This is a genomic window from Devosia sp. T2-14 (assembly GCF_055397495.1).
In genome coordinates this window covers 3,763,536-3,776,440 of record NZ_AP027921.1, presented here as the reverse complement: position 1 = coordinate 3,776,440, position 12,905 = coordinate 3,763,536, and the positions used below count along the sequence as shown (strand labels likewise).

Below are 12,905 nucleotides of genomic sequence, written 5' to 3'. Positions count from 1 at the left end.
CCTTCATGTCCGGGGCAGCACGTCCCGGACCCTTCTCTCGCTGTGAGGAGCCCCAAGAATGGGTCTGTCCACGTCTCTGACCAACGCTGTGTCCGGTCTGCGGGTCAATCAGGATGCTCTCGACATCCTGAGCCGCAACATCGCCAATTCAGGCACGCCGGGATATCACCGGCAGTCGTTGAATGTCATCGACCACAATTCGCAGAACAGCGCCTATGCCCGCACGCAGGGCGTCAATCGCGCGTTCAACGAGAGCTTGCAGACCTATTACACCCGCCAGGTGTCGGACACGGCCAATTCGGGCGTCCAGGCTGGCTATCTCAACCGCCTGCAGGGTTTCCTCGGCAAGCCCGGTGCCGCCGGCTCGCTCGATACCATGCTCGGCGGGCTCAAGAATGCCTTGCAGGGTCTTTCGACCAGCCCTGACGACTACACGACCCGCGCCCAGGCAGTTTCTGCCGCCCAGGAGATGGTCGAGACGCTCAATCGCCTCTCCAACACCATCCAGGGCATGCGGCAGGAAACCGAGGGGCAGATGGCCTCCGGTGTGAACAACCTCAACGGCATGCTGACCTCGCTGTCCGAGGTCAACAAGCGCATGCTCGATCTGGGCATGACCGATGGCGCGCGCGCGAGCCTGCTCGACCAGCGCGACCGCCTCGTCTCCTCGATCGCCGAAATGGTCGACGTGCGCGCCGACTATCGTTCGGACGGCACCGTTGCGCTGATGACCCGCTCGGGTGTCGGCCTGCTCGACAATGGCGTTTCGACCTTCAAGTTCGAGAGTGCTGGCAACCTCTCGCCCAACTCGCTGTTCAGCCCGGATGGAGACAAGACCAAGGTCGGCAAGCTGACCCTGACGACGCCGTCCGGCCTCACCATCGATCTGGTGCAGCAGGGCGTGTTGCAGGGCGGCGAACTGGGTGGCCTGGTTACCCTGCGCGACAAGACGCTGGTCGAGGCCCAGGAGCAGCTCGACGAGATCGCGGCCGGTCTGGCCCAGGCTTTCTCGACCAATGCGACCCCGGGCAGCGAAGCCACCGTTGGCGATGCCAAGGGTTTCGACATTGACCTGTCCAACATGGCGTCGGGCAACGACGTCTTGTTGAGTTATACCGAAGGCGGGGTCGAAAAGCGCGTCCGTGTGGTCAACACCACGACGCCATCCGATTATGTCGACGCGACCGGCCAGCGGGTCATCGGTATCGACATGTCGGCCGGCGCGGGCGCAGTTGCGGCAACGCTTGGCACCAAGATCCCGAGCCTTGCCATCACCGCCAACGGCCCCAATGGCCTGCGCATCCTTGATGACGGTCTGACGGACAAGGTCGATGTGAAGTCGGCCGTCGTGCGCTCGAGCTCCACGGGCCTGCAGGGCGCCGGGCTGGGCTTCAACCTGTTCGTCGATCAGGGCAACAGCGCCTTCACCAACAATCTCGACACCGATCCGCCGCAGAAGCAGGGCTTTGCCGGCCGCATCTCGATCAACACCGCCATCATCGCCGACAACCGGCTGATGGTGCAGTTCGAGCCCGGCGGCACGCTGGGTGATGCCGATCGCGCCAAATATGTGATCGATCAGCTCGACAAGATGAAATTCGTCTCCGGTGGCGACCCCGCCCTCAATACCGGTGGCCGCTTCCAGCTCAATGGCTCGCTGAGCGAAGTCGCCTCCCAGGTCGTCAGTTTCCAGGGGGCCTCCGTCAATGCCGCGCTGACCAAGCGGGATGACCGCCAGCTGACGCTCGATACCCTCATCGACCAGATGGAAGGCGAGTACGGCGTCAACGTCGACGAGGAAATGGGTCGGCTGATGGAACTGCAGAATGCCTATGCCGCCAATGCGCGCATCGTGTCGGTGGTCAAAGAACTGCTCGACACCTTGTTCAGCGCAACCTGATCGGGAGTAGCGTAATATGATCGTCAACAAGTCGATGTTCCCGCTGCAGACCGGGTTCGGCGTCATCTCCAAGATGCAGGGCAAGTTCGCCACGCTGCAGATGCAGCTTGGCACCGGCGAAAAGGCCTCCAACCTCGCCGAGATGGGCCGTGATCTGCCCATGTCCCTGTCGGTCCGCCAGCGCCTCTCCAAGATCGAGGGGTTCACGGCCAATATCGAGACCGTCAACCTGCGCCTGAGCTTTCTCGACAAGACCATGTCGCGCTTCGACAAGCTCGAAGCCGAGGCCCGCAGCTCGGCTGTGCAGGGACAATACGGCACCAATAACGTCAACATGGCGATGCTGCCGAGCCTGTCGCATGCGCGCCTCGATGAACTTGTGACGCTGCTCAATTCCGACGTGGCGGGCCGCTACCTGTTTGGCGGCTCCAACACCGATAGCGCGCCGCTTCCCGACACCAAGGCCCTGCTCGAAGGGCTTGGCGGCAAGGCCGGTTTCAAGGCCGTCGTCACGGAACGCCAGAAGGCCGACGCGGGTGCCGATGGGCTCGGCCGCCTCAAGAGCGACATTGATCCGGCCACGCCGAACACTTTCACGCTATCCGAGGATGGCGACCATCCGTTTGGCTTCAAGGTGTCCACGGTTTCCTCGTCCGGAACCGGCATTACCGTCACCACCCAGCCCCAGCCGATCCCGCAACCCATTCCCGGTGGCCCGTATCTCGGCGACCAGGTCAGCGTGACCTTCAACGATCCGCTCGCTGTCCAGGAAGGCGATACCATCACCGTCGGTCTGACCCTGCCGGATGGCACGGAAACCCAGATTGCCATGCGCGCCGTCACTGCAGCGAACGCCACGGGCTCCCCGGGCGAGTTCGTCATCGGCCTCGACGCCAACGAAACCACGACAAACTTCCAGACCGCCTTCAACGCCAAGCTTGCGAATGTCGCCGAGAGCGAACTGTCGGCGGCCTCGACCTTTGCTGCGTCGAAGAACTTCTTCAACGGCCCGGGCGAGCCGGTCCTGCGCGTCGATGGCGACCCCGCCACCGCAACTGGCCTCAAGGTGGCTACCGACGCCGATACCGTCCTCTGGTACAAGGGGCAGTCGCCCGCGGTTTCCGCGAGCAATATGGGGCGTCTGGAAATCGGGTCGGATACGGCGACCAATACCGTCACCCTCGGTCAGCAGAAGCCCGTGTCGAGCCAGCACGGTTTCAGCATTACCGGCGTCTCCGGCAACACCACCAACATAACGACGAACCTGGCCGCCGGCGCGCTCGGCGTCCAGTTCGGCGCGGCGCCTGTGGCCGGCGAAGCGGTCAAGATCACGCTCGCAGGCCCCGATGGCACCCAGCGGGAAGTGACGCTCACGGCCGTGCAGGGGCGCGCTGGCCCCGGCCAGTTCACCATCGGCGGCGATGCCGCCAGCACGGCTGCAAATTTTGCCAAGTCGCTCAATGCCTCGGTGACTGAAGCCGCCGCAGCTGCCGAAGGCAATCCGCGGCAGAGCGTCACTGCCCAGGTCGATGACTCGACCCGCGTCAGCTATGGCATGCAGGCCAATGAAAGCGGCTTCCTGCGCCTCGTGCGCACCATGGCCTCGATGTCGGTCACCAGTTACACGGACAGCCCCGAAGGCCGTCAGAAGTTCGATGCGATGGCAAACCGCCAGCAGTCGGAAATGTCGGAAGCGCACAATTCCGAGCACGGCTCCATCGAGATCCTGACCATGGAGCTGGGCGTTGCCCATGGCACGCTGCAGAGCTCCACCCAGCGCCACACGGCCTACAAGGCCCAGCTCGACAACCTCCTCAGCGACATCGAAACGGTGAGCAAGGAAGACGTCGCGATGGAACTGCTGGCCCTGCAGACGCGCCTGCAGGCCAGCTACCAGGCCACTTCGATGGTCAGCAAGCTCAGCCTCGTCAACTTCCTCTAGCGGGCGCCAGCGCCGCTCTGCGGTCGCCAGCGCCCCCCCCAGAGGCTGGCAACGCACCCAAACAAAAAGGCCCCGCAAATTGCGGGGCCTTTTCAATTTCTTGCCTTGTCGATCAGCTGCCGCGCAGGCCGGCGGCGATCTGACGGTTGAGGCGAACGAGCACTTCGAGCTTCTGCGGCCGTGGCTCCATCAGCATTTCGCGCGTCTGGTTCATCACGAACAGGCCCAGATTGGCGATGTTCTGGCGCACTTCGGTGGGCAGGGGACTGTCTTCCTTGGTCACCGAGGTCATGAAGATAGACCACAGCTTTCGGTTGAAGTTCAGTGCGGGGCTCAAGTCATCGAAACTGTTGGGCCACTCATCCCGGACTTTTTGCAGGGCGGCGGCCGACCTCATCAGGAGGGCTGACTCGCGCTCGCGCGGCGATTCAACGACTTTCGCTGTCTGCTGGTAGGCTTGAGCGCCTTGCTGATACATTGGAAAGGAGGTCCTGTTCGTACTCTATGAGCCTTTGAGAGGCCTTGAGAGCCTTATAGAGCTGCCCGGTTAATATCTCGTTGTTGATTTGGTTAACTATCTCAGCGGACGAGGGGGCAGCGGCGATGAACTCGTTGATCAGCGCGAAAAACGCATCGGCCGTCGTGGTGATATCGTCCTCGATATACATCAGCTGAACGGCCAGATAGACGCGCTTGGCAGGGGTGTTGGCCGTATCGGCGGTCAGGATGTCCTTCTCGCGCAGAATGGGTGCACGGCCATCGATAAACAGGCGGGTACGCTGGTCCGAGTTGGTGATGATGCAATTGCCCACCAGCAACTTCTCGCCAGGCTTCAGTTCGACTTTGAGCGCCATTTAAGCCCGCCTCCGCGACTCGGGGTGTATTCTCTGACGTCTAGCGCGACATAGTGGCGAAAACAATGAAGGCGGGCCTGAGCCCGCCTTTCAAGAGACTATTGTCCTGAACGCCAGGTTTACCGCAGCAGCTGCAGCACGCTCTGGTCGGCCTGGCTGGCCAGCGACAGGGAGTTCGACGACAGCTGCTGGCGCGTCTGCAGGGCCAGCAGGTTTGCCGCTTCTTCGTTCATGTCAGCCAGCGTGAGGTTGGCGGCGCCGGTCTCGAGCGTGTTGATCATGTTCTTGGTGAACGACTGGCGGTTTTCCACCAGCGACAGGTTCTGGCCGAAAGTGGAGGCCTGCGTGCGCACATGCGACAGGGCTTCCTTGACGGTGGTCAGGAACTCGTCGATGCCGGAGTCGAGGTCCAGGTCCTTGGGTGCCAGATCGAACAGGTTGAGCTTGGCAGAGTTCAGCGCCAGCTGATCCTTGGTCTGGACGTCGATCGACGACGTGCCGGTCTCGTTGAAAGTGATGGTCAGCAGGTCGCCGCGCAGCAGGTTGACGCCGTTGAACGACGCGTCATCGGAGAGCTTGTCGAGCTGATCGCGCAGTTCGTTGAACTGCTTGGTCAGGTCGGAGCGGACCGTGTTGCCGCTGACAGTCGCACCGGTGGTCGCGCCGCCGACGATCGTGCCGGCAGAGTTGACGCCATTGACCTCGAGGATCTGGGTCGACTGGTTTTCGATACGCAGCTTGCCATCGTCGTTGGACGCGCGGATGCGGTCCTTGAGGTTGGGATCGGTGTTGATCAGGCGAACCAGTTCGTCCGAGTCATAGTTGATCCCGGTGACCGTGGCGGCGCCGATCGACACGGACGAGGCGGTCAGGCCGGTCTTGTCGGAGGTGATGGTGATGGTGTTGCCCGAGGCAGCAGCGCTTGCACCGTCCAGCTTGGCGGCGATGACGGCTGCCCATTCGTCGGCGGAGTCGATGACGCTATCGCCGTTGCCGACCTTCATCACATCCTTGCGGCCGATTTCGATCTTCTGGGCTGCGCCATTGATCGACACGGTGAACGCGATGCGGGCATCCTTGTTGACGCCAACCGGCGTACCGGGCCAGTCGAGAGTGGCAGTCGCGGCCGTTGCCGGGCTGCCGCTGCCGGGCGTTGCAGTGGGGGCAGTGGCCAGGCCGAGCGTGGTGTTGGTGACCGTGGTGCCGCCGTCAGCGGCGCCGACTGTTGCGGCTGTGATCGCGACGGTCGAACCGGTGCCGCCACCGGCGGGGTTTGCCGAAGTGATGGTGATGGCGTTGCCGCTGCCGCCCACAGTTGCAGCAGAACCGAGCTCGGTGCCCAGCAGGGTGCGCAGCTTATCGGCGTTGACGTTGGTGCCGCCGCCGCCAACGCTGGCAATATCGGCCGCGTCGATGGTGATCGAGCGCGGCGTGCCATCGATGGTCACGTCGAACTGGATCGTGTCGGCGCCGGCGAGGTTGCCGGGCGTGGCGCTCGAGAGCGTGAAGGTCGAGGTGCCCTGGACCAGGGCGGACGCATCGGTGCCGGGCGTGTTGGTGCTGGCTGCATCCATGCCAAGGGCGACATTGGTCAGCGCGGTGTTCTGCAGCGGAATGTGACGCGCAGTTGCACCGACGGAGCCGCCGACGAAGCTGATATTGCCCGCGGCAGCGCCGGAGATTTCGTAGGACGAGGTCTGGAACGACTTGTCCTGGCGCGCCTGGCGCAGCACGGACTGCATCGATTCCAGCGTCTTGGTGATGGCGGTGAGGCCGTTATCGGCTGCCTGCAGCGTCTGCACGCCGTTGGCCATCGAGTCCATCAGCGAGTTGAGGTCGCCGGCGCGGGCATTGAGAGAGGAGGCCGTGAAGAAGTTGGTCGGGTTATCGAGTGCCGAGTTCACCTTGTTGCCAGTTGCCAGACGGTTCTGCGTCTTTTCCATCATGGTGGCGGTGTTCTGGAGCGAGAGCAGGTTCGACCGAACAGCTTTCGAAAGGGAGATATCGGACATTGTGCTTCCTTCACTACGATGCCGAACGGACGGCCAAGCCTCTCCTTGAGGTTGTTAATGGTTAACTCATTGAATCCTAACGGGTCGTTAACCATGAAGATTTCGTCAACCTGTGTTAACAGGCGCCTAGCAGAAGCTAAATTGTTGGCATTTAACAATTTTAACGGGTTTTTCGACCGCTCTTGGCGGTCTCGCGCTGGAACAGATTGTTAATTTGTATGGCAGCGTTTTACGGAATTGGGGGCGCGCAAGACCGCCGGTGCCAATTCGGAGCAATGAGTCGCGGGGCGAGTCGGGCAGGGCGGATTTCCGTCCTGCACTAAAAACGAAAAAGGCGGGCCTGAGCCCGCCTTTTCCTTGGTGTCTGCGTTGAACCGATTAACGGATCAGCTGGAGGACCGACTGGTCGGCCTGGCTCGCCAGCGACAGCGAGTTGGACGACAGCGACTGACGGGTCTGAAGAGCCAGCAGGTTTGCTGCTTCTTCGTTCATGTCAGCCAGGGTCAGGTTGGCACCACCGGTCTGCAGGGTGTTCACCATGTTCTTGGTGAAGTCCTGGCGGTTCTGCACGATCGACAGGTTCGAGCCGAAGGCCGACGACTGCGAACGAACGTCGTTCAGGGCAGTCTTCAGGTCGCCGAGCAGCTTGTCGATGTCGGCATCGCTGTCCAGGTCCTTGGCCGCGATATCGAAGATCGCGAGGTTGGCCGAGTTGATCTGCTCTTCACCCTTGGTCTGGATGTCGATGGACGACGTACCAGTTTCGTTGAAGGTCAGGGTCAGCTTGTCGCCGCGCAGCAGGTTGATACCGTTGAACGAAGCGTCATCGGCCGTCTTGTCGAGCTGGTCGCGCAGTTCGTTGAACTGCTTGGACAGGTCGGAACGAACGGTGTTGCCTTCGATCTTGGCCTGGCCGGCGGTCGTGCCGCCAACGATCGTGCCCTTGGAGTCAACGCCATCGACGTCGAGCTTCTGGGTCGACTGGTTTTCGATGCGCAGCTTGCCATCGTCGTTCGATGCACGGATCTTGCCGGCAAGGCCGGGATCCGAGTTGATCATCTTCACGAGTTCGTCGGAGTTGTAGTTGGTGCCGCTAACGGTGGCTGCAGACAGTGCAACCGTCGAAGCAGTGCCGGTGGTGTCCGACGTGATGGTGATCGCGTTGCCCGAGGCAGTCGCCGAAGCGCCGCCCAGCTTGCTCGACAGGATCGCGGCAAACTCGTCTGCGTCATCGATCTTGGCATTGCCGTTGCCGGCCTTGAGCACGTCTTCGCGGGTGATCTCGATCTTCTGGTCCTTGCCGTCGATCTTGGCCGTGAAGCTGATCTTGGCGTCCTTGTTCAGCTCAACTGCGCTGCCAAAGGTGAAGGACTGAGTGCCCGAGGTGCCGGGGACAACTGCACCGCCGGTAGCGGCGCCAGCCGTACCAGTGACACCTGCACCCAGGCCGAGAGTGGCGCTGGTGGCGGACGTCGTGCCTGCAGTGCCGCCAATCGTGGCTGCACCGATGGTCACGTTGGACGAGGTGCCCGTGCTGTTCGAGGTGATGGTGATTTCACCGTTGTCGGCAGCGACCGTAACGCCAGCGCCAAGCTTGGTGCCAAGTGCGGTAGCGAATGCAGTGGCCTTGTCGTTGGCAGTGGCGCCAGCAGTGGCGGTATTCCATTCTGCCTGGGTAAAGCTGACAGCGGTTGGTGCGGCACCGTCGACGGTGACGTTGAAGTCGAAGGTTGCAGCCGCATCAAGGGTGCCAGGTGCAGCGCCCATGGTGAAGCTTGCCGAGCCGCTGGTCGGGCCAGTGGTGTCAGCAGTACCAGCAGTGCCAGCAGCCGGAGCGGAGTTGAGGCCAACAGCGGTTGCGGTCAGTGCGGTGTTCTGCAGGGCAATCGACTTGGTCGTTGCGCCAACAGCGCCACCCGAGAAGCTGATCGAACCCGTGCCGCCGCCGACTTCGTACGACGTGGTCTGGAACGACTTGTCCTGACGGGCCTGGCGCAGGGTCGACTGCATCGATTCCAGGGTCTTGGTGATCGAGGTCAGGCCATTGTCAGCGGCTTCCAGGGTCTGGATGCCGTTTGCCATCGAGTCCATCAGCTGGTTCAGGTCGCCAGCGCGGCTATTCAGGCCTGCAGCGGTGAAGAAGTTGGTGGGGTTGTCGAGAGCGGAGTTCACCTTGTTGCCGGTAGCCAGACGCTCCTGCGTCTTTGCCATCATTGCCGAGGTGTTCTGGAGGGAAAGCAGGTTCGAGCGAACGGCTTTCGAGAGGGAAATATCACCCATTTGTATACTCGTCCTTTTCTAGGATTACGCAAACTAAGACACCTCATCCTGAGGCTGGGGTGATCCTCGACCGGCAGCTGATAAAGAAGCGTTAATCCCGGCCTGAATATTTGGCCCAATTGCTGCCCGCCGGTCTGGCGCAGAAACGCAAAAAGCCCCCTGAAAACGGGGGCTTACGGTCTTGCGAACTCGTAGAGATACGGTGTTTCCCGCCGCGAGGGGGGCAGTCGTTCAAGTTAATTTTGCGGACGACTATCGGCTGAAACCAAAGGTGCGGAATGCGTCACCTCGGCGCAGTTCCCTAGGCCAGCAGGTCCTTGAGGCGAGCCTCGGAATCCGGCGGAATGGGGCTGGCCCCGATACGCAGGATCAGCTGCTCCATCGTCGTGGGCACGGGCGGCAGCGCGCCGGCAATGACGGCCGCGGCAAAGCGAGCTGCCACGCCATCATAGGATGGTTCGGTGGGCGGTTCGGGCTGCGGCTGTGGCGGCCGGCGCTCACCGGCAAATTTGCGGTCCTTGCCGGTATCCGGGCTGGCGGGGGCGCCCGACGTGGCATCGGGCAGCAGCGGGCGTTCGCCGATCACGGCGCGATGGCGATGATCGCCGAGGTTCAGTCCCCCGAACGAGGTCGGCTCTATTGAGACTGGAGTGATCATGACGCTATCCCTGCATTCAGCAATGCCAGAGGCAGCGTAGTATTACGTCCTTTTTCAGGCGATTACTACGCCACACTGCAATTGATGCAAATTGTCAGGGCATCAGAGTGCCCGATTGATTGCAATTCCGCGCGCAGAGCTTGCGGGGTCTGCTGCAAGGGTCCCGGCGCGGCCATAGGTCTTTGCTTTGCTTTGCTGGCCAACGATCTTGGCCACATCTGTCAGCAGGTCTTCGGTCACCGTTCGGGCGGTTGCCAGAACGCGCAGGTTCTCCGCCATCTGCGTTGCGAGGCTCTCGTGGCCGCGGCGCAGCCGCTCCAGGGCCTCGGGTGCCGCCGCCTTCAGGCGCTCGCCCTGCCGCTGCACCGAGCGGGCAAAGGTCACGTAGTCCTGCGCCAGGCGGGTCTTTTCCGGCGTCAGCGTACCGGCCTGACGCATGTGGCCGGCGCGGAGCAGGGTGGTTTCCTGGTTCATGACGTCGACCAGCGCGGCGAGGGCGACTTCGGCCATCTGGCACAGGTCATCGGCCGGAAGGCTGTCGAGTGCGGCAAGGCGTGCGGCTGCGGTCATTTGTAGGCTCCCGGCAAGGTGTTTTGTTTGTTGGCCGCTTCCTGCAAGGCGAGCAGGTCGGGCAGGAGTTGTTCGGCGATGCCCAGCCCGCCATTCTGCGCCATGGTATTGGCGAGCATTTCGGACTGCATGGAGCGCCAGGTTTCTTCGCCGAAACCGCCGCCCATGACGCTTGCGTCCGTCTTGAGGCTGGAGAACATCTGTTTGGTGAGGGTGTTGAGAAACACGCCTTCGAATTCTTCGGCCTGCTGGCGCACCCTGGCGATCTGGGCCGGGGTGAGCGTCGAGCCGGGCCTGGCAATGGCGTCCATCATCACAGCACCTGGATTTCGGCTTGCAGGGCACCCGTGGCCTTGATGGCCTGCAGGATCGCGATCAGGTCGCGCGGCGAGATACCCAGCGCGTTGAGCCCGTCGACCAGCTGTTGCAGCGTCACCGATTCATTGACCACGGCGAGGGCGGATTCAGACACATTGGCATTGAGCGTTGTGTTGGGCTCGACGGCGGTCTGTCCCAGGCTCAGCGGATTGGGCTGAACCACGGTGGGGTTTTCGGCGATGGTCACCGTCAGGTTGGACTGCGCCACGGCAACGCTCGATACACGCACATCCTTGCCCATGACGATGATGCCGGAATTCTCGTCGATGACGATCTTGGCCACCTGGTCGGTCTCGACCATTAGTTGCTCGATATCGGTGAGCAGGTCGACAATATTGCCGTTGAAGCCGCGGGGCAGGGTGAGGCGAACGGTTGCCGGGTCTTCCGGGGTGGCCGTCGGGGCACCGATGAAGTCGTTGACGGCCAGCGCGATGCGTCGCGCCGTGGTCAGGTCGGGATTGCGCAGCGACAGGCGCAGCGAGGTCTGTGCGCCAAGGTGAAAGTCGATCTCGCGCTCGATCAGCGCGCCCGAGGAAATGCGGCCGGTGGTTGGCACACCCGAAATAACCGTGGCGGCATCGCCCTGGGCCTTGAAGCCGTTGATCAGCACCGAGCCCTGCGCAATGGCGTAGACTTCGCCGTCAGCGCCCAGCAGCGGGGTCACCAGCAGCGTACCGCCCTGCAGGCTATCGGCATCGCCGAGCGCCGAGACGGTCACGTCCATGCGCGAGCCCTGCGTGCCGAAGGCGGGCAGGTTGCCAGTCACCATCACCGCGGCAACGTTTGCCGTGCGGACATTCTCGCCGGCAGTGTTGACGCCCAGGCGTTCAAGCATCGACTGCAGCGACTGCTTGGTGAAGGGGGAGTTGTTGAGGCTGTCGCCGGTGCCGTTGAGGCCAACCACCAGGCCGTAGCCGACCAGCTGGTTGTCGCGCACGCCCTCCATGTCGACGATGTCCTTGATGCGCGCTCCGGCAGCATGGGCCTCAGCGACAGGCAGGATCACCAGGCTCATGGTGAGAGCCCCCGCGATCAGCTTGCGCAACAGTGATTTGGTCATCAGGCATCCCCGTCGTCCGGCCGTGCCATCCCCATGGCGCAGCATTCGATGGGGTTATTGCGAAAACCGTGCCAGTTTGGCGTTTTCCGGTTAGCGCATTGATTTTGCAGGGATTTATTCTCGACTTTGGTGGCTTGCTCGGGGGTGTGATGAGCTGGCGAGCAATTCTTGCCGGGCGCGTTAATGCCTTGTTAACCGATGGCGGCAGATTTTGCCCACTACCGCGATCCCAATGATGTGAGTCCTGCCTTGCGCATCGATACCACCAATCGGACATCTGGCGTCGGCCGTGGCGCGAGCGCGAACCGCTCGGGCTCCGGCGTCGACTTCGTGCCGGCTGGCGGCGCTGCTCCGGCCCGGGTCGCAGGCAATCTTCCCGCTCAGGCAGCGACGGGCCTTGATGCCCTGCTGGCCCTGCAGGGCGCTGTCGATGATCAATCCACCTCCAGGAAGAAGGCTGTGCGTCGCGGTGCATCCCTTCTCGACATGCTGGATGAGATCAAGACCGACCTGCTGATTGGCCGCGTCAGTGCCGATAGTCTCGACAGCATGGCGGCCACTTTGTCTGCCGCGCGGGAGCGTTCGCAGCCGGGTGTTGATGCACTGCTTGATGACATCGAGCTACGCGTCAGAGTGGAACTGGCAAAGTTCGGACGCTTCCCCGCCTTCTGACCTCCAAGTCATCAAAATGTTATCAATATTGCGCCACATCCCCCCGGCAGTGGTACGCGCCAATATTGAGTAGCCACTATGGGTGCTTGCTCGCACGTGCGCACGCGCATATATAGGCCGCCCTAGGGGTGCATTGGAGTTGAGTCTGCTGATGTCTTCGGTTGCAGAAGTGATTGAATACCGGCCCAGTGATGACGAGCCGTTCATGAACCCGCGCCAGCGGGAGTATTTTCGGTCAAAGCTCAACGCTTGGAAGGACGACATCCTCCGCGAGAGCCGCGAAACCCTCGAGAACCTTCAGGAAGAAAGCCAGAACCACCCGGACATGGCTGATCGCGCCAGTTCCGAGAGCGATCGCTCTCTTGAACTGCGCACCCGGGATCGCCAGCGCAAGTTGATCGCCAAGATCGATGCCGCGCTCAAGCGCATTGAAGATGGCACCTATGGCTTCTGCGAGGAAACCGGCGACCCGATCGGGATCGCCCGGTTGGACGCGCGGCCCATCGCAACGCTGAGCCTGGAAGCCCAGGAAATGCACGAGCGCCGGGAAAAGGTGTACCGGGACGAGTAAGTCCCGCC

General features: G+C 62.2%; 12 protein-coding genes. 4 read left to right on the top strand and 8 right to left on the bottom strand.

Annotation, left to right across the window (positions count from 1 at the left end; translation table 11 throughout):
• Positions 1–58 precede the first annotated feature (58 nt).
• Together flgK and ACZ5WT_RS18650 are read left to right on the top strand one after the other, a co-directional pair.
• Positions 59–1,900 (top strand): flagellar hook-associated protein FlgK, encoded by a 1,842-nt coding sequence (gene flgK / locus ACZ5WT_RS18655; protein ID WP_464285251.1) that lies wholly within the window; start codon positions 59–61, stop codon positions 1,898–1,900.
• A gap of 16 nt (positions 1,901–1,916) precedes the next feature.
• Positions 1,917–3,842, top strand: a complete 1,926-nt coding sequence (locus ACZ5WT_RS18650; protein ID WP_464285250.1) for a hypothetical protein — start codon at positions 1,917–1,919, stop codon at positions 3,840–3,842.
• A gap of 112 nt (positions 3,843–3,954) precedes the next feature.
• On the opposite strand, the gene flaF is transcribed toward ACZ5WT_RS18650, so the two are convergent.
• The 8 genes from flaF to ACZ5WT_RS18610 all read right to left on the bottom strand — a co-directional run bounded on the left by flaF (position 3,955) and on the right by ACZ5WT_RS18610 (position 11,609).
• Positions 3,955–4,320, bottom strand: coding sequence for a flagellar biosynthesis regulator FlaF (gene flaF / locus ACZ5WT_RS18645; RefSeq protein WP_464285249.1), 366 nt, complete (start codon positions 4,318–4,320; stop codon positions 3,955–3,957).
• Complete coding sequence (gene flbT / locus ACZ5WT_RS18640; RefSeq protein ID WP_464285248.1) at positions 4,271–4,696, bottom strand: flagellar biosynthesis repressor FlbT; 426 nt, start codon at positions 4,694–4,696, stop codon at positions 4,271–4,273. Before flbT ends, flaF begins: the two co-directional genes overlap by 50 nt.
• Before the next feature lie 119 nt (positions 4,697–4,815).
• Positions 4,816–6,708: a flagellin N-terminal helical domain-containing protein gene (locus ACZ5WT_RS18635; RefSeq protein ID WP_464285247.1), complete on the bottom strand. Its 1,893-nt coding sequence runs from the start codon at positions 6,706–6,708 to the stop codon at positions 4,816–4,818.
• Between the two features lie 378 nt (positions 6,709–7,086).
• Positions 7,087–8,988 (bottom strand): flagellin N-terminal helical domain-containing protein, encoded by a 1,902-nt coding sequence (locus ACZ5WT_RS18630; protein ID WP_464285246.1) that lies wholly within the window; start codon positions 8,986–8,988, stop codon positions 7,087–7,089.
• A gap of 301 nt (positions 8,989–9,289) precedes the next feature.
• Positions 9,290–9,646, bottom strand: a complete 357-nt coding sequence (locus ACZ5WT_RS18625) for a hypothetical protein (protein WP_464285245.1) — start codon at positions 9,644–9,646, stop codon at positions 9,290–9,292.
• 102 nt (positions 9,647–9,748) lie between these two features.
• Complete coding sequence (locus ACZ5WT_RS18620) at positions 9,749–10,216, bottom strand: flagellar protein FlgN (protein WP_464285244.1); 468 nt, start codon at positions 10,214–10,216, stop codon at positions 9,749–9,751.
• Positions 10,213–10,530, bottom strand: coding sequence for a rod-binding protein (locus ACZ5WT_RS18615; protein ID WP_464285243.1), 318 nt, complete (start codon positions 10,528–10,530; stop codon positions 10,213–10,215). The genes ACZ5WT_RS18620 and ACZ5WT_RS18615 overlap by 4 nt, the downstream gene beginning before the upstream one ends.
• The gene (locus ACZ5WT_RS18610; RefSeq protein WP_464287249.1) at positions 10,530–11,609 is read right to left on the bottom strand and encodes a flagellar basal body P-ring protein FlgI; all 1,080 of its coding nucleotides are present in this window, start codon (positions 11,607–11,609) and stop codon (positions 10,530–10,532) included. Before ACZ5WT_RS18610 ends, ACZ5WT_RS18615 begins: the two co-directional genes overlap by 1 nt.
• Before the next feature lie 294 nt (positions 11,610–11,903).
• On the opposite strand from ACZ5WT_RS18610, the gene ACZ5WT_RS18605 reads away from it, so the two are divergent.
• Together ACZ5WT_RS18605 and dksA are read left to right on the top strand one after the other, a co-directional pair.
• The gene (locus ACZ5WT_RS18605) at positions 11,904–12,326 is read left to right on the top strand and encodes a flagellar assembly protein FliX (protein ID WP_464285242.1); all 423 of its coding nucleotides are present in this window, start codon (positions 11,904–11,906) and stop codon (positions 12,324–12,326) included.
• 151 nt (positions 12,327–12,477) lie between these two features.
• Entirely contained in the window at positions 12,478–12,897 is a 420-nt protein-coding gene (dksA, locus tag ACZ5WT_RS18600; protein WP_464287248.1) for an RNA polymerase-binding protein DksA, read from the top strand.
• Positions 12,898–12,905 lie beyond the last annotated feature (8 nt).